Annotated in this window: 19 protein-coding genes; 11 read left to right on the forward strand and 8 right to left on the reverse strand. The window is 57.2% G+C overall.

What is annotated here, in order from left to right:
- Positions 1–2: 2 nt before the first annotated feature.
- The 4 genes from ACQY4M_RS02350 to ACQY4M_RS02365 form a co-directional block, all read right to left on the reverse strand.
- Positions 3–923 (reverse strand): ABC transporter permease, encoded by a 921-nt coding sequence (locus ACQY4M_RS02350; protein ID WP_428540307.1) that lies wholly within the window; start codon positions 921–923, stop codon positions 3–5.
- A 6-nt stretch (positions 924–929) separates the two neighbouring features.
- Entirely contained in the window at positions 930–2,228 is a 1,299-nt protein-coding gene (locus tag ACQY4M_RS02355) for an ABC transporter permease (RefSeq protein WP_428540310.1), read from the reverse strand.
- 83 nt (positions 2,229–2,311) lie between these two features.
- Positions 2,312–3,382, reverse strand: coding sequence for an ABC transporter substrate-binding protein (locus ACQY4M_RS02360; RefSeq protein WP_428540313.1), 1,071 nt, complete (start codon positions 3,380–3,382; stop codon positions 2,312–2,314).
- 73 nt (positions 3,383–3,455) lie between these two features.
- Positions 3,456–4,571, reverse strand: coding sequence for an ABC transporter ATP-binding protein (locus ACQY4M_RS02365; protein ID WP_428540316.1), 1,116 nt, complete (start codon positions 4,569–4,571; stop codon positions 3,456–3,458).
- Between the two features lie 389 nt (positions 4,572–4,960).
- Here ACQY4M_RS02365 and ACQY4M_RS02370 point away from each other — a divergent pair, with 389 nt between their 5' ends.
- The 11 genes from ACQY4M_RS02370 to ACQY4M_RS02420 all read left to right on the forward strand — a co-directional run bounded on the left by ACQY4M_RS02370 (position 4,961) and on the right by ACQY4M_RS02420 (position 18,085).
- On the forward strand, positions 4,961–5,407 hold the full coding sequence (locus ACQY4M_RS02370) for a hypothetical protein (protein WP_428540319.1): 447 nt from the start codon (positions 4,961–4,963) through the stop codon (positions 5,405–5,407).
- Positions 5,408–5,777: 370 nt separating this feature from the next.
- Positions 5,778–6,929: an efflux RND transporter periplasmic adaptor subunit gene (locus tag ACQY4M_RS02375; protein WP_428540322.1), complete on the forward strand. Its 1,152-nt coding sequence runs from the start codon at positions 5,778–5,780 to the stop codon at positions 6,927–6,929.
- 129 nt (positions 6,930–7,058) lie between these two features.
- Entirely contained in the window at positions 7,059–10,859 is a 3,801-nt protein-coding gene (locus ACQY4M_RS02380) for an efflux RND transporter permease subunit (RefSeq protein WP_428540325.1), read from the forward strand.
- A 10-nt stretch (positions 10,860–10,869) separates the two neighbouring features.
- Positions 10,870–11,418: a hypothetical protein gene (locus tag ACQY4M_RS02385; protein ID WP_428540328.1), complete on the forward strand. Its 549-nt coding sequence runs from the start codon at positions 10,870–10,872 to the stop codon at positions 11,416–11,418.
- A gap of 610 nt (positions 11,419–12,028) precedes the next feature.
- Positions 12,029–12,649, forward strand: a complete 621-nt coding sequence (locus ACQY4M_RS02390; protein WP_428540331.1) for a hypothetical protein — start codon at positions 12,029–12,031, stop codon at positions 12,647–12,649.
- Positions 12,650–12,738: 89 nt separating this feature from the next.
- A complete protein-coding gene (locus ACQY4M_RS02395) occupies positions 12,739–13,515 on the forward strand; it encodes a hypothetical protein (RefSeq protein ID WP_428540334.1) in 777 nt (258 codons plus the stop codon).
- Positions 13,516–13,531: 16 nt separating this feature from the next.
- Entirely contained in the window at positions 13,532–14,149 is a 618-nt protein-coding gene (locus ACQY4M_RS02400; RefSeq protein WP_428540337.1) for an AAA family ATPase, read from the forward strand.
- Between the two features lie 12 nt (positions 14,150–14,161).
- A complete protein-coding gene (locus ACQY4M_RS02405) occupies positions 14,162–14,809 on the forward strand; it encodes a tetratricopeptide repeat protein (RefSeq protein ID WP_428540340.1) in 648 nt (215 codons plus the stop codon).
- 25 nt (positions 14,810–14,834) lie between these two features.
- The gene (locus tag ACQY4M_RS02410) at positions 14,835–16,304 is read left to right on the forward strand and encodes a dynamin family protein (RefSeq protein WP_428540343.1); all 1,470 of its coding nucleotides are present in this window, start codon (positions 14,835–14,837) and stop codon (positions 16,302–16,304) included.
- A gap of 10 nt (positions 16,305–16,314) precedes the next feature.
- Complete coding sequence (locus ACQY4M_RS02415; RefSeq protein ID WP_428540346.1) at positions 16,315–16,920, forward strand: hypothetical protein; 606 nt, start codon at positions 16,315–16,317, stop codon at positions 16,918–16,920.
- A 32-nt stretch (positions 16,921–16,952) separates the two neighbouring features.
- A protein-coding gene (locus tag ACQY4M_RS02420; protein WP_428539245.1) for an IS3 family transposase occupies positions 16,953–18,085 on the forward strand; the annotation gives its coding sequence in 2 pieces (ribosomal slippage) (positions 16,953–17,205 and positions 17,205–18,085; 1,134 coding nt in all).
- A gap of 196 nt (positions 18,086–18,281) precedes the next feature.
- Here the strand turns inward: ACQY4M_RS02420 and ACQY4M_RS02425 are convergent.
- From ACQY4M_RS02425 to ACQY4M_RS02440, 4 genes are all read right to left on the reverse strand, one after another.
- Entirely contained in the window at positions 18,282–18,644 is a 363-nt protein-coding gene (locus ACQY4M_RS02425; RefSeq protein WP_428540349.1) for a hypothetical protein, read from the reverse strand.
- A gap of 130 nt (positions 18,645–18,774) precedes the next feature.
- Entirely contained in the window at positions 18,775–19,797 is a 1,023-nt protein-coding gene (locus ACQY4M_RS02430; RefSeq protein WP_428540060.1) for an IS110 family transposase, read from the reverse strand.
- A gap of 499 nt (positions 19,798–20,296) precedes the next feature.
- Complete coding sequence (locus tag ACQY4M_RS02435; RefSeq protein WP_428540352.1) at positions 20,297–20,851, reverse strand: sarcosine oxidase subunit gamma; 555 nt, start codon at positions 20,849–20,851, stop codon at positions 20,297–20,299.
- Positions 20,844–23,855 (reverse strand): sarcosine oxidase subunit alpha family protein, encoded by a 3,012-nt coding sequence (locus ACQY4M_RS02440; protein ID WP_428540355.1) that lies wholly within the window; start codon positions 23,853–23,855, stop codon positions 20,844–20,846. The genes ACQY4M_RS02435 and ACQY4M_RS02440 overlap by 8 nt, the downstream gene beginning before the upstream one ends.
- Positions 23,856–23,884: the final 29 nt, after the last annotated feature.

The raw sequence follows: 23,884 nt of genomic DNA on the forward strand, positions 1-23,884 counted from the left end.
AATTACTGCGGGGATATCCCCCGCAGTTTCTCACCGCGCCGGCGCAGCAGTTCAACGGTTGCCAGCAACAGAACCGAAATGATCACAAGGATCGTTGCCACCGACAGGATGGCCGGGCTGATCTGTTCACGGATACCGTTCCACATCTGCCGCGGGATAGTCTGTTCATCCAGCGCACCAACGAACAGCACCACGACCACCTCGTCAAAGGATGTGACAAAGGCGAACAATGCGCCGGAAATCACGCCGGGCAGGATCAGCGGCATGATCACCCGGAAAAACGTGGTGCGCGGGTTGGCCCCCAGATTGGCGGCCGCACGGGTCAGGGAATGGTCAAACCCGCTAAGGGTGGCGGTGATGGTGATGATCACAAAGGGAATGCCCAGCGTGGCGTGGGCCAGAATGATCCCCAAATAGGGAATGCCCCAACTGCCGATCCGGATATAGGAATAAAAGAAAAACAGCCCCGTCGCGGTGATGATGATCGGCACGATCATCGGCGAAATCAGAATCGCCATGATCGGGCGGCGCCACGGCATGTCGGATTTGGACAGACCCAAAGCGGCCAGCGTGCCCAACCCTGTCGCCAGAATGGTCGCGAAAAAGCCGATGATCAGCGAGTTTTTCGTCGCCCGTATCCAGGCCGCATTTTCCCAGGCATCGGCCCACCACGAACTGTCACGCGGCGCATCGGGGGCGTTCATGCCAAAGGTTAGCAGCAGATCATACCAGCGGGTCGAATAGCCGGTCGGATCCAGCGACAACATCTTTTCGGTGAAGGTAAAATAAGGTTCGGCGTTAAAAGACAGCGGGATCACGATCAGGATCGGTGCGATCAGGAACAAAAAGATCAGCACACAAATCACCAGATAGGTGTAATGCCAGATCCTTTCGGCGGGGGATGCGTAATTCGGAAGTGCCATGATACGTTACCCTAACTTCAGATTATCAATACCCACCAGCCGGTCATACAGCCAGTACAGGATCAGGATGCCGCCCAGCAGCAGGGATGCCAGCGCCGCCGCCATTGACCAGTTCAGCGATTTTTGCATGTGGAAGGCGATCAGGTTGGAAATCAGCGTGCCGTCCGATCCGCCCACAAGGGCCGGCGTGATGTAATACCCAACCGCAAGGATGAACACCAATAAGCCACCGGCGGCAATCCCCGGAACGGTTTGCGGAAAATAGATGCGGCGAAAGGCCGTCCAGCTGGTCGCGCCAAGGCTTCGTGCGGCGCGCACATAGGACGGGTTGATCGGGCGCATCACGGAATAAAGCGGCAGAACCATGAACGGCAACAGGATATGCGTCATCGCCACCACAGTGCCGATTTTGTTATACATCATCTGGATGCGGTTATCATTCCCGATCAGCCCCATTGCAACCATCGCGTCATTCAGAACACCCTGACTTTGTAACAGGATCATCCAGCTGGTCGTCCGCACCAGTAGCGACGTCCAGAACGGCAACAGAACGAATATCATCAGCAAGTTGGAGTAGCGCAGCGGCAACGTGGCCAGCAGATGCGCAATCGGATAGGCCAATATCAAGGTCAAAACTGTGATCAACACAGACAGGATAAACGTACGGCCAAACAATTTCAGATAAATCTGGTGGTCTTCATCTACCGACATAATGTTGCCGTCAGCATCTCTTGTCCGATCGGTTGCCGCCAGAAAAAATGTGCCGGTAAAATTGCTCGAGGCGCTTCGCATCACCTGCCACAGCTTCGGGTTGCCCCATTTCGGGTTCAACTCTATCAGGGTATCTTTGAACGGCGGTTGTAATTTTTTGGCTTTGCGCGCCCCTTGCGTGAACAAGGATCGCGAGCCGGGCAATTCATAATTGATCCGTGTCCCTGCCTGGCCAGCCGCCCGCACCTCTTTCAATGCTTTCAGATCTTCGACCAGTGCAGCATAGGCTGTTTCATCAGGCTCGGTTCCGGCAGGGTTTTCGTCAAACCATTTGGCCAGATTGACCATGATCGGTGTTTTCTCACCTGTGGCCAGATTCTTCTGCACAGTGAAGCCTTCATTATAGACAGAGCGTTTCAGCATCTGCCCGATCGGTACAATAAAGGTAATGACAATAAACAGCAGCAGCGGCAGCACCAGCAAAAACGCGCGTCGGCGCGATCGTGCCTGAGCATGGGCAAGCGCCGCCTTAAGCGGTTTGCCATCCGCAGTGGTTAGACCAGTGTTTGTCGGATTTGTCGTCGCATCGACCATAAGTCACCCAGATCTGCGCAATACGCCTTGCCTAAGGAATTGGAAAGGGGCGGCGCAATTGCAGCGCCGCCCGATTATCGTGTTTATTTGGCCAGCCAAGCGTTGAAACGCTCGTTCAGCTCGGCGTCGTGGTCAACCCAGAATTCATAGTTGTTGACCAGCGCGTTTGCCAGATTGGCCTTGGCTGTTGGCATATGTGGTGCCATTTCGGTTTTGCCGTCCTGATACAAACCAACCAGCGCACCCGAAGATTTGCGGGCAGGACCATAGGAAATATAGCTGGCCTGATCTGCCAGACGCTTGGTGTCTGTCGAGAATGCAATGAACTTCATCGCTTCGTCTTTGTTCGGTGCCCCTTTGGGGATTACGAACAAATCGAAGTCAAGGATTTGACCGTCCCAGACAACTTCCAGCGGCTGGCTTTCGGCCACGGCAGCGTTGAAGATACGACCGTTATAAGCGGTCGACATCACGACTTCGCCATCAGCCAGCAGTTGGGGTGGTTGTGCACCGGCTTCCCACCAGACGATATCGCCTTTGATGGTATCCAGTTTGGCGAATGCGCGATCAACACCTTCAGGTGTATTCAGAACTTCGTACACCTTGTCTGCGGGTACACCATCGGCCATCAACGCCATTTCCAGATTGGCTTTGGCTGATTTGCGCAACCCGCGTTTGCCCGGGTATTTGGTGGTGTCAAAGAAATCCGCAATCGAGGTGGGTGTGCCGTTCACATTGTCCTTGTTGTAAGCAAAAACAGTGGACCAAACGATGTTTGCAACGGCGCAATCCTGAATCGCACCATCAATGAAATCTTCAGTGGCGGGTGTGCCATCAGGGGCTGCAGGCAAGATGGAAGGATCGATTTCTTCCAGCAGGCCTTCGTCGCAAAGGCGTACAGCATCCGAGAATTCAACATCGGCAACATCAATGGTTACATTGCCTGCTTCGACCTGTGCTTTGATCGGTGTGCCAGGATTGTCGGCGTCAACCGAATTAACGGTGATCCCTGTCTCGGCTGTGAAAGGTTTGTGGTAGGCTTCGACTTGCGATTTGGTATAAGCGCCACCCCATGACATGACTGTCACTTCTGCTGCCGAAGCGGCAAAGGCAAAGCCACTCAGGGCTGTTGTCAGGATAAGTATCTTTTTCATGTAGTTTTCTCCCTAGTTTTCAAGAACTGCTCTTGTTATGTGCGGGCGTTCATCGCCCCTGTCATTCAGATAATTATAGCGGATCAAGGGCGCGCGCATCTTCGGCGACCCATGTAATTTTTGTGGTTTCACCAACAACCAGATGCTTGTGGCCAGCCGCATTGGGCACCTTGACCACAAATTCATCGTTGCCATGCACGTTCAACCGGCAGCGGATGTGGTCACCCAGATAGATCAGCTCCAGTACTTGCGCGGTTGTCGAATTTGGTCCGGGTTCGGCAGAAACCGATACCCGTTCGGGCCGGATCGACACCAGCGTTTTTGACCCTGGTCCGCCGCATTTAACAGCCAGCGCTTCACATGTCGCGCGGTCTTCCAGTTGCACCGTGGCGATCTTGCCTTCGGTTTTTGAATTGTCGCCATCCAGCGCCACAACCGTACCCGGCAGTTTGTTATTTTCGCCGATGAACTGTGCCACAAAGCTGTTTTCGGGGCGCTCGTACAGATCGGCGGGCGGGGCAAGCTGCTGAATGCGACCGTCGTCAAACACTGCCACACGGTCGGACATGGTCAGCGCTTCGGATTGGTCATGGGTCACATAAACCACAGTGATTCCAAGGCTTTCGTGCAGGTGTTTGATTTCGAACTGCATGTGTTCGCGCAGCTGTTTATCCAGCGCGCCCAGAGGTTCGTCCATCAAAACGACCTGCGGCTCAAACACCAATGCACGGGCCAGTGCGATACGTTGTTGTTGACCACCGGACAGTTGTGCCGGACGACGCAAAGCAAAATCGCCCATCTGTACCATATCCAGCGCGCGCTTAACTTTCTCTTCGCGCTCGTCTTTACCCATGCCGCGCACTTCCAGCGGAAAGGACAGGTTTTCCCCGACAGTCATATGCGGGAACAGCGCATAGGACTGGAACACCATACCAATGCCGCGTTTGTGCGGCGGAATGTCGTTGATCGAAACGCCGCCCAGCTTGATTTCACCGTGGGTGGCCGTTTCGAAACCGGCCAGCATCATCAGACAGGTTGTCTTGCCCGAGCCCGACGGGCCAAGCATGGTCACAAATTCGCCCTTGGCGATCTGCAGGTTCAAATCTTTGACGACAAGCGTTTCACCGTCATAGCTTTTCTGCACACGGTCGAATTCGACGAACGCTGCACCCGAGTCGGTCATGGCCACAAAGCGGCTCCCTATTATCTCTATCCGGCAGGTTATCCTGCACTCTTCAGGAGAAGACTAAACCGGTTGCAGCGCAGCAATGCAACAGGGGGGCGACAATTATTCGACCGGATACGACCATAACCACCAGATTTACCGGTTCTTTCGTGTGCATAGGTTGTTTTGGACTGAATTAACATCCCTGCGAGCGATACGATTCGCGCACAGTATTGCATTGCGCGAATCAAAATCGTCCCGATTTACCAGTGATGAAAACAGAACCACTTAACAATATTCGCATTTTATAATATGAGTATTTGAATATCTCGGGCTTGGGACCGCTGAATGTGGCCCTGCCTTGCATCCTTTCATGGCGTATTCGCACACGCCCCCATAGCGGGAACTTATTGATGTACAGACGTGTTAACAGCGGGCGCTTTATCGGACTGACCACCTTTTTGATTGTGGTTGTTATGGCCGTGTTCACCTGGGTCATGTACGGGATGGCGCAGCGGGTTTTCACCATGACCGACATCATTCAGGAATTGAATGAAAGCATCAAAACCATGGTCGGCACCCAGGTCAGTATGGCCAAGGATATGCACGATATGAGCACCAGTATGGGCACGATGAACGTCAACATCGCCAACATGAATAAAAGCATCGGTTCAATGACAACAAATGTCGAAACTATGAACCAGAGCATCGGCACGATGAACAAGACAATGGTTGGCCTGTCGGGCGCCGTCGGGAACATGGCCAGCAATATGAACCGGATGACCTATGACATCGGCAAGGCAACCTATGCCCTGTCCAACCCGATGTCCTATATGTGGGGCAATGCATTCCCGTTTTAGGCGCGAATCACTTTCGGAAATTTCCGCAAAACTCAATGCGACAATTGTGTTCGTCCGAATTTATTCTCTGGTAATCTATGCATGGATTCATTGAAATCACAGTTAACCCGTTAAGAGTCTCGTCCATTGGGGTAATCTTTGGCCTACCCTCCTTTTCAGTCAATAAAATAGGCAGATTCATTAAATATACCGCCTTGCGTTTGCGCCTTCCCAGGCTTTCTTAAGTGGTCGGTTTCCCTTGGCTCATTCTATTCACATATGAATATTTTGATATATTGCGCGTTTTGCGATATATCTTTCCATATCAGTCTGATTGCGACAGGAATTATTAGTCACCTTAATACCAAGACAATAAAAACGGGGAGCGCCAATGCAAATATCAAACAGGGTAAAACCATCTTTGCTTGTTTTGGCCATGTTGTGTGCGGGTGCAATCGTAACCTCCCCGACCTCGGCCCAATCCGAAACCGATTATCAAACCGCCCCCGTTTCAACCACATCGACTGGCGGCCAAGCCACAGTGGGCGGCACCGTGATCCCGTTTAAACAGGTCACCCTGACCGCCCAAAGCCCGGGACGCGTGACCTTCCTTGCCGGTGCCGAAGGGCACAGTGCCAAGGCGGGCGATGTTCTGCTGCAGATCGGCGATGAAAGCATTCAGGCCCAGCGCCGCGCCGCACTGGCGCAGATCGCACAGGCCGAAGCGGCCTTGCGCAACGCACAGATGCAATATTCGCGCGAGCTGTATGCGCCCCGCACCAATTCAATGACAGGCATCCCCGGCATGGGCATTCCGTCAACCTTTGACCAGTTCTTCACCCGCGGCTTTTCGGATTCGCTGGGTTTCACCAACACCACAGTCGAACGACAGGCCGACCTTTATTCCCGTGGCGTTGGCATCAATCAGGCCCAAAGTGCACTGGCACAGGCACAGGCCAATCTGGAAGCCCTGGACACCCGCGTGCGCGACACCCGTTCGGTGGCCCCGTTTGACGGCATCATCATCAACAAAATGGTCGAGGTGGGCGACACCGTCCAACCCGGCACGCCGCTGGTCACCTATGCCTTTACCGATTACCTGCGGATCGACGCCGAAATTCCCGTCCGTCTGGCTGCCGGCCTGACCGAGGGCATGATTGTTCCGGCCCGTCTGGATGTGGGCGGCGCAACGGTTGATGCCAAAGTGGCGCAGATTTTTCCGGTGGCAGACCCCAAGCGCCATACCGTGCGGGTCAAGTTCGACCTGCCCTATGACACCCCCGGCGGCCCCGGCATGTATGTCGAGGTCACCGTGCCCGACGCCTCCATCCCCACCCGCAACGGTCAGGCCATCCCGAACGAGGCCCTGATCTGGCGTGGCAGCCTGCCCTCGGTTTTCGTGCTTGAGGACGGCAAACCGTCGCTGCGGCTGGTGCGTGTTGGATACCCTTTGCCCGATGGCCGTATTTCGGTCGTTTCGGGCCTGAACGGCGGTGAACAGGTGATCCTGAACCCGCCCGCCAATCTGATTTCAGGAGAATAGCAGGCATAGCAATGAATACAGGGCGGGAACCGGCGACAGATCGGCACCGCTCACAAGATACGCCCGACAAGGAGGGGTAAGACCATAGCTACGGATCAAAATATCCAACCGGAGTCCGGTGCTGATGACGTGAAGCAACCCAAACTGGGGTTGGCTGGTAATCTTGCCAGAATGTTCATCAATTCACCGCTGTCGCCGCTGCTGTTGTTTGCCAGCCTTGCGCTGGGCATTATGGGCCTGATCCTGACTCCGCGTCAGGAGGACCCGCAGATTTCCGTGCCCATGGTGGATATTTTCTTCTCGTATCACGGGGCGTCGGCCAATCAGGTGGCTTCCCTTGCCACCGACCCGCTGGAACGGCTGATGTCGGAAATCCAGGGGGTTGATCACGTCTATTCCGTGTCAAACCGCGATGGCGCGATGGTGACGGTGCAGTTTGATGTCGGCGAAGAGCTGGGCCCTTCGCTGGTGAAACTGAACGATAAAATCCAGTCCAACCTTGACCGCATCCCGCCCGGTGTGTCGCAACCGCTGATCCGGCCCAAAGGGGTGGACGACGTGCCGGTCGTCACCCTGACCCTGTGGTCACATGAACTGGACGAAGCAGGCCTGCGCTCGCTTGGACTGGACGTGCTGCAACGGCTGAAGGAAATCGACACCACCTCGCAAAGTTTCATTACCGGCGGGCGATCCGACGCCATTCGGGTTGAAATATTCCCCGAACGACTGGCCGGTTTCGGTATCGGGCTGGACCAAATCGCACAGACCATATCCTCGGCCAATGCCGAACGTTCGGTCGGGACGGTCGAGATGGGGCAAACCACCTTTTCGCTGCAAACCGGCGCATTTCTGAAAAACGCCAGCGATATTGAAAACCTGATGATAGGCACGCAGGACGGGCAGGTGATTTACATCCGCGATGTGGCACTGGTGACCGAAAGCACCGATGACGCCAACAACCTTGTGTCTTACTACACCGGCCCCGCTTATGGTGCCCATGAAGGGCAGGATGAAGTCATAGACCGCGCGCCAATCGGGGCATCTGCTATCACCATTTCCGTAGCCAAGAAAAGCGGTACCAACGGGGTGTCGGTAGCCAATGATGTGCTGGCCTATGTGGATCGCCTGAAGGGCAGTCTGATCCCCGACAATGTGCATGTCGAAGTCACCCGCAACTATGGCGAAACCGCCAATGAAAAGGTCAACGAGCTAATCTTCAAACTGTTCGTGGTAACGGGCGCGGTGACACTTTTGATCTGGCTGGCCCTCGGGATGCGCGCCGCTACCGTGGTGCTGATTGTGATCCCCGTGGTCATTCTGCTAACGGTGTTTTGCGCGTGGCTTCTGGGATATACCATCGACAGGGTGTCGCTGTTTGCGCTGATCTTTTCTATCGGGATTCTGGTGGATGATGCGATTGTCGTGGTGGAAAACATCTATCGCCGCTGGCTGCTGAATGGTGAATGTTCCGACGATTGCAGCGTCGATGCGGTGCGCGAGGTCGGGAACCCGACCATCCTTGCCACTTTTACCGTTATCTCGGCCCTGCTGCCGATGGGGTTTGTCACCGGTATGATGGGACCATACATGGGACCGATCCCCGCGTTAGGATCGGTTGCAATGCTGCTGTCGCTGTTTGCCGCCTTTATCTTTACCCCGTGGCTGGCGCAACGCATCAAACCTTCGATGAAGAAACTGGCCAAAATGCAGGAAAGCGAACACCGCCAGTCCGAACGCCTGCACCATTTCTTTGAACACATGCTGTATCCGCTGCTGGACAGCCCCGCCAAAGCCCGCCTGTTCCGGCTGGGCATGTGGCTGGTGTTTTTCCTCAGCCTTGCCTTGTTCTATACCCAGACCGTCACGGTCAAAATGCTGCCCAATGACAACAAGCCGGAATTCAACGTGGTGGTGAACATGCCCGAGGGCACAGCCCTGCCCGTCACCGCCAATGCCGTAACCCGCCTGTCCGACGAACTGCTGAAAATGCCCGAAGTCGTCGCCCTTCAAAGCTATACCGGCACCGCCAGCCCGTTCAATTTCAACGGCCTTGTGCGCCACACCTACCTGCGTGATTTCGCATGGGGCGCGGATATTCAGGTGCAACTGACCGACAAGGGCGACCGTGACCGCACATCGCATGATCTGGCCGTTGCCGCCCGTGCGGCGCTGAAACCGCTTGCCGATCAGTTGGGCGCACGGATTGAAGTGGTGGAAATGCCCCCCGGCCCGCCGGTATTGCAAACCATGGTGGCCGAGATTTACGGCCCCGATGATGCCACCCGCAGGCAAGTGGCCCGCGATGTGGAACGCCTGTTTGACCAGGCCGAAAACATCGTTGATGCCGACAGCTATCTGCAAATGCCGTTTGACAGCTGGCGATTTGTAATTGACCGCGAAAAGGCCTCGCGGCTGGGCGTGTCGGTCGAAACGATAAACCGCCAACTGGAAATGACACTGGGCGGGTATCGTTTGGGCGACGTAAAAGACGAACACGCGCTGGAGCCGCGCTTTATCTATCTGCACATGCCCCTTGCACTGCGCGGTGAATTCGGACGGCTGGGGCAATTGCCGGTGCCATCGGCCAGCGGCGTTATGATCCCGCTGACAACGCTGGGCCATTTTGAACAATACCGCGTGGATGATCCGGTTTACCACAAAGACCTGCGCGCGGTTGAATATGTCACCGGCGAAGTTGCTGGTCGTCTGGGCGCACCGATTTACGGCATCCTTGAAATGGAAAACCTGCTGGATGATTACACCGCGCCAGACGGCGTGCGGGTCGATACCAACTATATCGGGCCACCCACCACCAGCCTGCAATCGGCGCTGGAATGGGGCGGAGAGTGGACCGTTACCTATGTGACCTTCCGCGATATGGGCATCGCTTTTGGTGTGGCGCTGATCATGATCTACATCCTTGTGGTCGGGGAATTTGGCAACTTCCGCCTGCCCGCAATCATCATGGCGCCCATTCCGCTAACCCTGATCGGCATCGTGCCCGGCCATTGGCTGTTTGGCGCTCCGTTCACCGCAACCTCGATGATCGGTTTCATCGCGCTGGCGGGGATTATTGTGCGTAATTCAATTCTGCTGGTCGATTTCTCGCGTCAGGCAGTGGCCGAGGGCATGCCCGTCAAAGACGCGGTGATCCACGCTTGTGCCACACGTACGCGGCCCATTATTATCACAGCACTTGCGCTGATGATCGGCTCGTCCGTGATCCTGTCTGATCCGATCTTCGAGGGTATGGCGATTTCGCTGATGATGGGCGGGATGGTGTCCACATTGCTGACGCTGGTGGTGATCCCGCTGGGGTGTGTGAAATATGCCGACGCGATGCAGGAACTGGGCCACGAGCAGACTGCAAACGGTGCCCCCATGCCCCCTGCCGAACCCGCACCCAAACCGCTGCATGTATCAGACAGCAATGGCAAGGGCGTGATCGGCACCACGAAATCGGCACTGGCCGGACTGTGGGATGCGGTTCTGTTTGTCGGTGCGGCCCTGTTCGGTCTGGCCCGTGGATTGGGCCGAATGGTTATAGGGACGCGCACAAAACCGGCCACGCCCAAATCCGCCCCGACACCTGCAACTGTGGTAAGCACACCTTTGCAGGAACCGGTCAAACCCGAAGCGAAACCAGCCAAACCCAAAAGCGCCAAACCCGCAGCAAAGCCCAAAGCAGCCAAACCGGCCACAGCGCGTAAAGCGGCAATCACTGCAAAACCGGCAGCCAAACCAAAGGCGGCAAAACCCAAAGCGGCCAAACCGGCAAGCAAACCTGCGGCAAGCAAACCGAAAACTAAATCGGCGACCCGCAAAGCGGCAACAAAGCCTGCCAGCAAACCCGCCACCCGCCGCAAGGCAAAACCCTCGGGACGGCGCGGTATCCAGCTGAAGACCCCCAACAGCGACAATCAGGAATAGGAGGCGACTTATGCGTAAATCGGCACTAACAGCGTTCGGCCTGATCATGGCAACAAGCCCACTTGTGGCGCAAACGGCTATGTCCCCCGCGCCCATTCCCGGCCCCTACCAGATTATCATCCGCCCGCAGGTGCCAGCCCCTGCCATGCGTCCACAACAACAACCCTATAGCCAACCGATGCCTTACTGGATGCAGGTGCAGCGGCCAAATGGCGCACAGCAGCAGACCGCTCAAGCCCCCGCGCCCCAACAGCCATTCATATCCGGCTGGAACTGGTCACAACCGCCCCAAGGGGCAGGTGCACGGCAAGGGTATGGCGCAGCACCCACACCGGGGTATTTTCCGGGCTATGCCACAGGGCAAAATGGTCAGCAATCCCGCCAACAACGCCCCGCCCCGAATTACGGCCAACCCGCGCAACCCAATCCGCGCCAGAACTACGGCTACGGGGGGCAACCTTGGGGACCACAGGGGTTCATGCCTTGGGGTAACAACGCACCTTACGGCTATGGCTACCAACCCGGTTACGGCAGACCACAACGACCACAAAGACAATAGAGAATACGAATGACACTATTTCGGGCACATATACGGTTTCAAACGGCCACCACTGCTGTGGTGGCAGTGCTGTGCCTTGTGCCTATTACAACACAGGCCAACCCGTGGAATCCCTATCCACAGCAAACAGCACCCGCACCGGCCCCTGCGCCCAAACCGCAGCCAAAATATTACGAAGCTCCGCCTGCAGCGCCGCCCGCCCCACAGACCGCACCGGCAGGCCCCAGCCGCTTTGCCCCGCCCGATCTGGACCGCCAGTTGTCGGTGCCGCCGCAAAGCCCCCCTTATGTTGCGCCCTACGGATATCAGGGCGCCCCTCTCACCCCATATGCCAGCCCACCGGCATATTACGGCCCGCCACCTGTTGGATATGCACCCGCCTATCCGATGGGAACATCGCCATACAGCGGCGGCTACGGCGGGTACCCCGCGCCACCACTCGGCAACAGTTTCTGGGGTGGACCATCCGGTAACAATTATTCCCCGTTCGGGTTCTGGTGAGTAAATCGAAAATAACGACGAGCAATAACAATAAGAAAATGACGGATGCCGGCACAAGTTCCAATGCCACATTCAAGAAATAAACGGAACAATAACAAGGAGATACACCATGCGTAAAACAGTATTCAAAATCGCACTTGCTGCCGGACTGGGCAGCCTGATGGCCGTAGGCGCCAGCGCCCAAAACTGGGGCCCCGCCCCTGGCCAGGGTGGCTATTACGGCCCACCCGCCGGTTACTATGGTCCCCCTCCCGGCTATTACAACAATGGCTGGGGTGGCAACAACTGGGCCCCTTGGGGCGGCAACAACAACTGGGGCCCATGGGGCAACAACAATGGTTGGGGCGGCAACAACTGGACACCTTGGGGTGGCAACAACGGTTATAACAACGGTTGGGGCAACAACTGGGGTCCGTTCAGCAGCAATAACAACGGTCGTGGCAATGGCAATGGCTCGTTCAACTTTGGCTTTAACGGTGACGTTAAAGGCGAAGGTCAGGGCGAAAGCCGTGGCGAAGGTCAAGGTCAGGGTTATGGCTACGGAAACGGTAACGGCTATGGCTACAACGGCAATGGCTGGAACCCTGCCTGGGGTCCGTATCCTGGCCCGCAAGGCCCGTATGGCGCTCCGGCACCGGCTGGCCAGCCGCCCGCAGCCCCCGCTGAAGGTGGCGAAGCTGCCGAAGTGCAGACACCGACAGCAGACACTGCCGACGGTGCCAGCAACTAGGCTGATACCTGTCTAGGAACCGCTCGCCCCGCAAATGCGCGGGGCGGGCGACAACACTTTTATTCTGCGAAACCAAATGGGGGAACGAAATGTCAAAGCACAGCATCATTCGCGCGGCTTTCACTGTGTTTGCCCTGTTGGCAAGCGTCACGACCCCAACGGCCCAAACCGTTCAGGCCCCGACGGCCAGCGCACCCCAATCCTATTCCGCAACCGCCATTCACGGCCTGCCCGGCCAACCCGAAACAACCGGTAAGGTCGTCAAATCCGGCCAGAACCTGCGGCTGGAGTTTGAACAAAATGGCAAACCCGTCATCCAGATCCTGCGCCCCGCCGATGGCATCATGTATTTGCTGGACCCTACCGCAAAAACATATGTCGAAATTCGCGGCCCCGCTGTGCCGGCCACCTCAACTGAAGGCTATACCAGCCCCTGCCCCGACCAGCCACCGCTGGCCCGTTGCAAGCGCACCGGCAAAGATACCGTTAGCGGCATTTCTGTCGAGCGCTGGGAACTGGCCGTTAAACCGGAGGATCCGCCACTGGTGATCCTGTGGGATTCCACCCGCCGCCGCGCCTTGCGGCAGGAATTCCCCGATGGCCGCGTGATGTCGATGGCCTTTAAGGCGATGGAGGACGTCGCAGGGCGCAAAACCGAACACTGGACCATTCAGCTCACCGCCCCCGATCAACCCGCCAACACCGGCGGTTGGTGGTTCGATCCCGAGTTACGCGTTGTGGTGCGCGAAGACATGCCCGGCGGTGAAATCCGCCGTCTGGAAAATATTGAAACCGGCCACGTTGACCCCGCCGCCTTTATGGTGCCGCAGGGGTGGACACGCCAAGATGCGCCCGCGGGCAACTGATCAGGAAAGGCACACCATGCTGACACTTTACGCCAACTTCAAAGGCGGCACCGGCAAAAGCACTGTTGTGTTCAACATGGCAGTCTGGCGGCTGGAACAGGGCCACGATGTCACCGTCTGTGATCTGGACCCGCAACGCACAGTTACCGATGTGGCGGCCATCCGCACCGAGGACGGGATCGAACCCGCGCTAAAGGTGGTGCACAAACTGCCCACCCGCGCCAAGGCCAAGGGCGAATGGCTGATCGACGTGGGTCTATCCGACATGGATGCGCTAAAGGCCGCGATCAAAATCAGCGACCGGATCGTCATTCCGGTGACCCCCTCGCAGGCCGACATCTGGGCCACACAGCAATTTCTGGACATCATCGCCAAGGCCCGTCCCAAAGGCAAACTGCCCCCCGTTTTCGCCTTTATCAACCGCGCCGATCCACACCCGCGTTCGCGTGAAAACGCCGAAACGATGGAGGTGCTGGAAATGCTGGAGGGGATCAAACCGCTGGACGCCAAAATGGTGCAGCGACTGGCCTTTCGCCGTTCGTTCTCCGAGGGGCTGGCGGTGTTTGAACTGGAACCAAACGGCAAAGCAGCCACTGAGCTGGACGCGCTGGCCGCGGCCATCCACAATGAATAAGGAATAGAAACGATGATCATGCCTTTCCTGCGACTTGTTGCCATCTACATCGTCGTCATTCTGGCCGCCGTGCTGTTTTTCAACCGCAACACAGTGATGCCGTTGCTGGGCTTTGGCGGGGATGACGACACCCCCGTCGTACAAACCGATACCGCCACAGGCACCCCCGTGGCCGAAGCGATTTCCGAGGCGCCCAAACCCGTGGCCCGCCCTGAACCGCAAGCCATCGTACAGCCCGTCGCCGAGGCGCCCGCCGCTGAACAGCCGCCCAAATACCCCACCGCCGAAACCGCGCAGATCGTCACGCCCACGGCACAACCCGCCGCGCCAGCACCTGCCCCCGCGTCCAAACCCGACACCGACCTGCAAAGCCGTCTGAAACAGGCCCGCCAGGCCTATTGGAACCGCGACATGGCCGGTGCCGAGGCCCGCTACAAAGGGCTGGTCAACGATTTCCCCGACAACGCCGACATCAAGGGCGAGCTGGGCAACCTGTACTACGCCCAACGCCGCAATGCGGAAGCGGCGGAAATGTACCATCAGGCCGGCATTCAACTGATCAAAGATGGCAACCCGCAACAAGTGATGCTATTGATCGGCGTGTTGCAGGCCATCGCGCCCGCCAAGGCCACCGATTTGCGCCAGCGCCTTTCCCAGTAACGCCGACAACCGGAAACACACCGATATGAGCACCTTTCTGAAATCCCGCCTCGCCCGTCTGGAAAGCCACCTGAAGGCTGAAAATCCCGCACTGCTCGAGGTGCTGCCGACTTATTACAAATTCGACAAGCTTCTGTATAAAACCGGCCTGCTGGACCGCGAAACATCATTGGCATCGCGGATTTCATGGTGGCCGCTGATTTCGGTTCTGGGCACATTTTCATCGGGCAAATCGACCTTTATCAATGCCTACGTCGGGGATGAATTGCAAAGCACCGGCAATCAGGCGGTGGATGACAAATTCACCGTGATCTGTCACCGCTCGGCCGATGGTGGCGGCAATCAGACCCTGCCCGGTTCGGCCCTTGATGCCGATCCGCGCTTTCCCTTTTACCGCATCAGTCACGAGATCGAAAAAGTGGCCCAGGGCGAAGGCAAACACATCGAAAGCTATCTGCAACTGCGCACCACCGACAAGGAAGCAATCCGTGGCAAGATCATCATCGACAGCCCCGGTTTCGACGCTGACGATCAGCGCACCTCGACCCTGCGCATCACCGATCATATCCTTGATCTGTCCGATCTGGTGCTGGTGTTCTTTGACGCGCGCCACCCCGAACCGGGCGCAATGCAGGACACGCTGGAACATCTGGTCGCCCGCACGGTGACGCGCACGGATGCCTCGAAATTCCTCTATGTGCTGAACCAGATCGACACAGCCGCCAAGGACGACAACCCCGAAGAAGTGGTGGGTGCATGGCAGCGTGCCATCGCGCAGGCCGGTCTGACGGCGGGACAGTTTTACACCATCTACAACGAAAAGGCCGCCAGCCCGATCGAAGATAAAGCCCTGCGCGAACGCTTCCGCGCCAAACGCGACACCGATCTGGCCAAGATCAAAGAACGCATGGACGAAGTAGAGCTGCAGCGCAATTACCGCATCGTTTCGGTGCTGGAAACCGTGGCGAACGAATTGGAGCATGACGTGCTGCCCAAACTGCGCACCGCCAAGGCGAAATGGCGCCGTGGCGTGCTGATTGGCGATGGCATTGCACTGGGCGTGCTGGTGGCTGCCGCCATCGGGGCGGCGGTTTACTTCAAATGGATGCCATCATTGGAAATGTTCACCTTCGCGTGGATCAAAGCCAACTGGATCGACGCAACTGTTGGCCTGGTGGCCATTGCCATCCTTGCCTTTGCCTTTCATTTCTGGATGCGCGGTTTCGTGGCCAAACGCATCGCCAAACCGCTGTCGGAATCCTATGGGCAGGTTGAATTGAACCTGAAAAATGCCTTCCTGAAAAGCGCCGGTGCCTTCCAGTCGATTTTCCGCGTGGAACCCGCAGGCTGGAGCAAACGCGCCAGCAAACATCTGCGCACCGTGCGCGAAACCGTGGCCACCCACATCCAGAACCTGAACGACCGCTATGCCGATCCCTCAGGCAAAACCGCGATCCCCAAGGGCGACACGCCAAAGGCCGAAAAGATCACTTAGGACCAAGCAAATGTATGCCGAAACATCCCATCAGAACCCCGAAGGCAAATGCGCCGATCTGGCTTTTCGTCTGGCCGTTTACGAGGCAGGCCACGCCCTGACCGCCCGCGCGCTGAACCTGCATATCCTGTCGGTCCGCATGTTACCCCGCCCGCCGGTTTTAAGCAGCGACAAGACGTTCAATAACAACGACTGGGTGTCATTTATCGAGGCGCTGGAAATCCGCGTGATCGAATTGTTCGGAGGGCAGATTGCCGAGGAAACCGCCTGTTCCTGCAACACCTGCGGCATCGGCGACATCGCCCGTGTGGATGAACTGTCGCGCCTGATCGCGGGGTTGAAGGGTGAAGAGGACGCCGAAACAGTGATGTTCGAACTCGAAGATATCGCGCTGAAAATTTTCGCCAAACCCGAATACAAGGATGCGATCATCCCCATTGCCACTTTTCTGGCCGAACGGGTCGAGGCGGGCGAGGAACTGATCAAAGGTGCCGATATCGAGGCCGAACTGGACAAATACGTCCCCCGCGCCCCCAAGGAAACATGGGCAAAAAAAAACTGTTTTCCTTTGGCCGCAAATAGAGAGGTGGTCGCGGAAATTCGGACCAGTTGTTAAGGTGGATCGACTTATGAGAAAGACGATTCAAAATGACGAAACGAAAGAACCATTCTCCCGAATTCAAAGCCCGCGTTGCGCTTGAAGCAATCCGCGAGGAAATGACGATGGCGGAGCTGTCGAAGAAGTATGGTGTGCATCCAACCCAGATTGGCACATGGAAACGAGCAGCGATTGAAAACATGGCCACGGCATTTTCCAGACGGGGCCGTGATCCTGATCGGGTTGATGAAGCCCAGATTGAGAAGCTGCACTCCAAGATTGGTCAGCTGGTCGTGGAACGGGATTTTTTAGCCAACGCCTCGCAACAGTTGCTCGGGAAGCGAGGCAAAAAATGGTGAGCCGTGAGCATGATCTGAGTGTGCGACGACAATGCGGGCTACTTTCTCTGGCGCGCTCGAACCTGTATTACCAGCCAAAAGGCGAAAGTGCTGAAAATTTGCGGTTCATGACAATAATCGACAAGCAATTCTTGCAGACGCCGTGGTATGGATCACGGCAAATGGCCCGGCACATGCAGCGCCAAGGTTACAAGTGTGGTCGCCACAGGGTCCGCCGTTTGATGCGGCTGATGCGGTTGGTTCCGATCTACCAGACGCCCAACACGAGCAAGAAACATCCGCAGCATAAGATCTACCCGTATCTGCTGCGAGACCTGACGATTGATCGTCCAAACCATGTGTGGTGCGTAGATATCACCTACATTCCGATGCAGCGCGGGTTCCTCTATTTGGTCGCGATCATGGACTGGCACAGCCGCAAGGTTTTGAGCTGGAGATTGTCAAACAGCATGGAGGCAGATTTTTGCGTTGAAGCCCTGAAAGAGGCTATGGCCAAATACGGCAAGCCCGATATCATGAACAGCGACCAGGGCAGCCAGTTCACCGGGTTTGAATGGACGCAGGCGCTGAAAGAAGCCGACGTGAAAATCTCGATGGATGGCAAAGGTCGCTGGGTCGATAACCGGATGATCGAGCGGCTTTGGCGATCCTTGAAATACGAATGCATTTACCTCAACGCATTTGAAACGGGTTCGCAGACCCGCGCCGGGATCGGGAAATGGTTGGCTTACTACAACACCGAGCGCCCGCATTCCACCCACGGAATATTGACCCCGGATGAAGCCTATGACAGAAAAACAAAACCAATGAGTTTGGCAGCCTAAATGAAACCCTGATCCATCTTAAACTGGCTGCTGACTGGTCAAAAAAGTGGGACCACCTCTTATCGGCTATCTAAACCAGATACCCCAACTCGCCGCATGTTTCGGTATTATTTCGCCACAGCACACTTCCCGGTTCCCTCGAACCGGTTGTCATATCTGGCAGGAAACCCCGTCACTGAAATTCGGTGGGTACGTTTCAGATATGTAGCCCGATAGTCGATCCGCGGCATCGGCTGCCCATCCGAATCCGTTTAACCGCAACGGACCATTTAAGGGTATACCGTTTGGTATTCGCCACAACGATCTTTGCCTCGATTGGCTTGTCATATGTTTCCTTGATAAAGGCATCATAAACCATGGCTTCGGTTTCATCATCATTGATCGAAAAAACCAGAACCGGCGATATGCCGCCATAGTGGCCATGTGTGGATGGCTCCTTTTTTGCAAGGGTTAATTTGAAGTTTTGATCATTGCGGTTGCGGTCATGTGTTCGGCCTGTTGGCGCGGTACGTTTGACCGCTGGCCCTGATGAAGTCCGCGTCGCCTGGGTCCCAATCATGGAGACGAGCTTTTATGCCCGGGCTACCGATACGGGGTGTCCCGGCGGCGGCTTTCGTTGATCATCATCATTCATCTTTGCCCTCGCAACTCGGTGCGGCGAACCCGTATCCCGGTCGCTGCGATTCCTGTCAGTTGACTGCCGGGCGGCGATAAACATCTCCGCGCAACAGCACGGCCCAGATGATGCGCGCTGTTTTGTTGGCAATGGCAACCGTGACCACACGCGCGGGCTTTTTATCAAGCAATCTGCGGATCCAGATGCCGGTGGCGCTGTCGTCGCGTCCGTCTCTGCGAATGATCGATGTGGCACCATTTACCAGCAGAGTTCGCAGATAGGGATCGCCCATTTTGGATATTCGGCCGAGCCTGTCCTTGCCTCCTGACGAATTCTGCCTTGGTACGAGCCCGAGGAAGGCCGCGAACTGGCGCCCCGACGCGAAGGCAGCCGGGTCCGGAACGCTTGCGGCCATGGCGGTTGCCGTGATGAACCCGACGCCCGGGATCGTCTGTAACCGCTGGCTCACCGCACTTTGTCGATGCCAGGCACGCAGCTGATTATCGAGCGAACGGATTTCTACGGTGAGCGTCTCAAGCTGACGGGCAAAACCCAGCAACGCCGTACGCGCGACCTCCGGCAGGTCGTCATGCTCTCCGTCCTTCATGGCCTTCGCCATTCTTACGACATGTTGCGGCCCCTGTGGCGCAATGATGCCGAATTCGGCCAGATGGCTGCGAAACGAATTGAGCATCATGGTCCGTTGCCGGATCAGCAACTTTCGCGTCCGGTGCAGCACCATGACACCCTGTTGCCCAGGCGTCTTGATCGGTACAAAGCGCATGTTCGGGCGTGTTACGGCCTCGCAGATCGCCTCGGCATCTGCCATGTCGTTCTTTTGCCGTTTGACATAGGGTTTGACATAGGCGGGCGGGATCAGCCGCACATCATGGCCGAGCGCCGCAATCTCCCGCGCCCAGAAATGGGAGGTACCGCAAGCTTCTATTCCCACAAGACAAGGCGGCAACGCGCTCATGAACTCCAGAACGGCATTGCGGCGCAATTTCTTCATCAGCACAATCTGTCCTGCAGCATCAACGCCGTGAAGCTGAAAAACAGACTTTGCCAGATCGATCCCGAGTGTTGTAATCTCCATTGTGGATGGCTCCTTCTCTTATTGGTTTGCGACAGCACCAATATGGCACATTGCGATGCCGGCGGGTGGAGCCATCCACCCCATCATTCAGACGAACATTACATTTATACGTTGTTGCAGATGCGGAAGTTGCGACAACAAAAGAACCCATTAGAATTCCAGCAAACCATTTATTCAATTTCATAACTAAACCTATTGTTACCCATGGGAATTATTACACACCAATAACGGGCGGTAAAGGCAAGAAAAAGCCCTCATGATCATAGTCTTAAGGTATTGCATGCGAAAAGTTGACATGCGTCAAGATATCTTAGGGATGTTGGTAACAAGGGGCAGATGTCGGCAAGTGCCGTTGTCGTCAAAACTGGAAAAAGCAACATATCCTTAGCCAATTTTGGAGGTGTGGATGCCGGCAATCTGTCTGTTTCCTCCCTGACACCGGAATTGCGGATAGGTTTTCATCTGACATTGGGTCAATAAGGCAAACAACGGCGGCGGGTTACCAGACCTCGCCGCCCTTGGCCGCGGCTGTTTTCAGCAGGTCAAACGCGTATTGTGCCACGCTGCGGAACACCACCAGGGTGATTTCATCCTTGCCGGACATCCAGAACGCCGCTGGCACCTGCGCCAGTCGTGTGCGGCGGATTTCGCCCGTCGGGAAGGTGTCCATATCCACCGGCGACAGTTTCGCTACCACTTCGCGCACCCGCTCCCCCGTCAGGGTGAACACCGCGCGGGCGTCCGAGACATTGACCACCAGCGAATGGGTGGTCCCCAACGCCTTTTGCAGTTTGGCCACGGTCGCAGCGGCGTCCTCATAGGCCACCATCAATAACAATTCATCCGGCGACATCCACGCCGCCCCTTTGCCATCTTTCAGGTTTATCCCGCGCTGCGCGGGCATATCCACACCCACCGCTGCCTTGACCGCCTTGGCGATTTTCGCCATCGATAGATCGCCGCGCAGGGTGATCATCCTTTGCAGGCCAATTTCCCGCACATCCACATATCCGGCAGAAGAAACGCCCTGCAACGCGCTGACAGCATTAGACATTCTGCTTCTCCCCTTCTTTGTCATAGAATACCGGATCAACGATCTTCGCCGCCACCGTTGTGCCGTCCGCCAGGCCAAATTCGATCACCTCGCCCATCCGGTCCGGCCCGTGCAGCACCAGCCCCATCGCGATGCCGCGGTTCAGTGTGGGCGAAAGGTAAGTTGACGTCACCCGCCCCTGCATATTGCGCTGCCCGTTGGCGTTTTCACCGTCTGCCAGCGCATAGGCCCCGTCCGGCAGCACCGAGCCATCCAGCGTTTCCAGCCCCACGAGCTTCCAGCGGTTCGGGTCCGTCATATGCGGACGCTGCTGGGCGCGTTTGCCAAGGAAATCATCCTTCTTTTTCGAGATCGCCCAATGCAGCCCCAGATCCTGCGGGATCACGGTGCCATCGGTTTCATCCCCGATCATGATAAAGCCCTTTTCGGCCCGCATGATATGCAGCGCCTCGGTGCCATAGGCCATCGCGCCAAACTCCGCGCCCGCCGCGTGCAGCGTATCCCAGAACGCGCGGCCTTGCGAGGCCGGCACGGCGATTTCATAAGATAGCTCGCCGGAAAACGAAATCCGGTAGACCCGTGCGTCAAAACCGCCGATGGTGCCATCCGCCCAGCCCATGAAGGTCAGCGCCTCTTTCGAGACATCCATGCCGCCCAGTTTTTCCAGCAGCTTGCGGGCGTTGGGGCCAACCACGGCGACCTGAGCGAATTGCTCGGTTACATTGGCAACATAAACCTTCCAGTCCCACCATTCGGTTTGCAGCCATTCCTCCATCCACGCGTGGATATGTTCGGCCCCGCCGGATGTGGTGTGGCACAGGAAAGTGTCGTCATCAATCCGCGCCACTACGCCGTCATCCATCAGGAACCCGTTTTCATTACACATCAGCCCATAGCGGCAGCGGCCCGGTTTCAGGCTGGACATCATGTTGGTGTAGAGCATGTCGAGGAACCTGCCCGCATCCGGCCCTTTGACAATGATCTTGCCGAGGGTCGAAGCATCCAGCAGGCCCAGATTATTGCGGGTGTTGTTCACCTCGCGCGCTACGGCTTGTTCGTGGCTCTCGCCATCGCGGGGATAGCAATAGGGCCGGCGCCACTGGCCGACGGGCTCCATATAGGCGCCCTGCTCCACATGCCAGTCATGCATCGGGGAACGGCGCAGGGGCTGGAAGATGTCGCCGCGCGCCTCGCCCGCAATCGCGCCCATGGAGATGGGGGTATAGGGCGGGCGGAAGGTGGTGGTGCCGGTTTGCGGAATCGGTTGGCCCAAAGCATCCGACAGCACGGCCAACCCGTTGATGTTGCTCAGCTTGCCCTGATCCGTTGCCATGCCAAGGGTGGTATAGCGTTTGGTGTGTTCGACGCTTTCGTAACCTTCTCGGGCGGCCAGTTGAATATCGGACACCTTTACGTCGTTCTGGAAATCCAGCCACATCTTGGCCCGCAGGTCCGGCGTGGCTTTGGCGGGCATGATCCAGATGGGGGCCATCGGCGCCTCATCGGTCGGGCGCGCCTTTGGCGGCCCTGCCCTCTTCGGGGTGAACCCTGCCGCTTTGGCGGCGGATTTGCCCGCTGCATGGGCGTCTTTCAGCACTTCGGGTGTGTCCATCGCACCGCTGGCGATTCCAGCCGTCAACACAAAACCCTGCCCGTCATCGCCGGTGGGCGGGCGTTTGGGATCGGGGGCGAAATGGGCCTGATCCTCAACCCAGTTCAGCTTGCCGCCGCAATGGGACCACAGATGCACCACGGGCGAAAAGCCGCCGGACATCGCCACGCAATCACATTTGATTTCCTCGCGCGCGCCGCCGTCACCGTCTTGCAGGCACACGGCCACGCCAGTCACCCGCTTGCCGCCCTTGACCTTGGCAATGGCGCGGCCTTCGCGCACTTCGATGCCAAGCGCGCGGGCCTGTTTCGGCAATTCGCCCACAACCTGCGGGCGGGCGTCAATGATCGCGGGCACGTCCAGCCCCGCCTGTTTCAACGCAATTGCCGTGCGGTAGGCATCGTCATTGTTGGTGACAACCACGGTGCGCCTGCCAACGGCCACGCCCCAATTCACCAGATAATCGCGCACCGCAGAGGCCAGCATCACTCCGGGGATATCGTTGCCTGCAAAGGACAGGCTGCGCTCGATCGCGCCGGTGGCGGTGATGATCTGTTTCGCCCTGATCCGCCACAGCCGGTGGCGCGGGGCGTCTGTATCGGGGGCGTGGTCGGTGATCTGTTCATAGCCCAGCGCATAGCCGTGATCGTATACGCCAGCGCCCATGGTGCGGGTACGGATGGTGACGTTCTCCATGGCTTGCAGGGTGGCCAGCGTTTCCGCGACCCAGTCTTCGGCCGGTTTGCCGTCAATTTCGGCCCCGTCCACCGGCGCGCGACCGCCCCAATGGGCGGTTTGCTCGATCAGCAGCACCCTGGCACCGGAAGAAGCCGCAGCAAGGGCTGCTTGCAGACCCGCAATGCCGCCGCCGATCACCAGCACATCGGTGAAGAAATAGAAATGTTCATAGCGGTCCGCATCGCGCTGTTTTGGCGGTTTGCCAAGACCGGCGGATTGGCGCACGATGGGTTCGAACAGATGTTTCCATGCGGCGCGGGGGAACATGAAGGTTTTATAATAGAACCCGGCGGGCAGGAAGCGGGCGGCATAGTTGTTCACCACACCCACGTCGAAATCCAGACTGGGCCAGTGGTTTTGCGATGTGGCGCACAGCCCGTCGAACAATTCGGTGGTGGTGGTGCGCTGGTTCGGCTCGAACCGCGCACCCTGTCCCATGTTCACCAGCGCGTTGGGTTCTTCGGCACCACTGGCCATTGCCCCGCGCGGGCGGTGGTATTTGAAGGACCGCCCCATCAGCATCCGGTCATTGGCCAGCAGCGCCGAGGCCAGCGTGTCGCCCAGATAACCGCCAAGGGACCGACCGTTGAAGGTAAAGGTGACGGGGGCGTTTTTGTTCAGGAAACGGCCCATGTTTTGGATGCGGGTGCTCATTTTGCAGCCCTTTCGATGGTGGCGGGGCC

The sequence above is a fragment of the Profundibacter sp. genome (assembly GCF_965277155.1).
GTDB lineage: Bacteria > Pseudomonadota > Alphaproteobacteria > Rhodobacterales > Rhodobacteraceae > Profundibacter.

Bases quoted from the DNA above. Each gene is read 5' to 3' on its own strand.
- ACQY4M_RS02350 (WP_428540307.1), bottom strand. From the start codon at position 923: ATGGCACTTCCGAATTACGCATCCCCCGCCGAAAGGATCTGGCATTAC.
- ACQY4M_RS02355 (WP_428540310.1), bottom strand. From the start codon at position 2,228: ATGGTCGATGCGACGACAAATCCGACAAACACTGGTCTAACCACTGCG.
- ACQY4M_RS02360 (WP_428540313.1), bottom strand. From the start codon at position 3,382: ATGAAAAAGATACTTATCCTGACAACAGCCCTGAGTGGCTTTGCCTTT.
- ACQY4M_RS02370 (WP_428540319.1), top strand. From the start codon at position 4,961: ATGTACAGACGTGTTAACAGCGGGCGCTTTATCGGACTGACCACCTTT.
- ACQY4M_RS02375 (WP_428540322.1), top strand. From the start codon at position 5,778: ATGCAAATATCAAACAGGGTAAAACCATCTTTGCTTGTTTTGGCCATG.
- ACQY4M_RS02385 (WP_428540328.1), top strand. From the start codon at position 10,870: ATGCGTAAATCGGCACTAACAGCGTTCGGCCTGATCATGGCAACAAGC.
- ACQY4M_RS02390 (WP_428540331.1), top strand. From the start codon at position 12,029: ATGCGTAAAACAGTATTCAAAATCGCACTTGCTGCCGGACTGGGCAGC.
- ACQY4M_RS02395 (WP_428540334.1), top strand. From the start codon at position 12,739: ATGTCAAAGCACAGCATCATTCGCGCGGCTTTCACTGTGTTTGCCCTG.
- ACQY4M_RS02400 (WP_428540337.1), top strand. From the start codon at position 13,532: ATGCTGACACTTTACGCCAACTTCAAAGGCGGCACCGGCAAAAGCACT.
- ACQY4M_RS02405 (WP_428540340.1), top strand. From the start codon at position 14,162: ATGATCATGCCTTTCCTGCGACTTGTTGCCATCTACATCGTCGTCATT.
- ACQY4M_RS02410 (WP_428540343.1), top strand. From the start codon at position 14,835: ATGAGCACCTTTCTGAAATCCCGCCTCGCCCGTCTGGAAAGCCACCTG.
- ACQY4M_RS02415 (WP_428540346.1), top strand. From the start codon at position 16,315: ATGTATGCCGAAACATCCCATCAGAACCCCGAAGGCAAATGCGCCGAT.
- ACQY4M_RS02425 (WP_428540349.1), bottom strand. From the start codon at position 18,644: ATGATTGGGACCCAGGCGACGCGGACTTCATCAGGGCCAGCGGTCAAA.
- ACQY4M_RS02430 (WP_428540060.1), bottom strand. From the start codon at position 19,797: ATGGAGATTACAACACTCGGGATCGATCTGGCAAAGTCTGTTTTTCAG.
- ACQY4M_RS02435 (WP_428540352.1), bottom strand. From the start codon at position 20,851: ATGTCTAATGCTGTCAGCGCGTTGCAGGGCGTTTCTTCTGCCGGATAT.
- ACQY4M_RS02440 (WP_428540355.1), bottom strand. From the start codon at position 23,855: ATGAGCACCCGCATCCAAAACATGGGCCGTTTCCTGAACAAAAACGCC.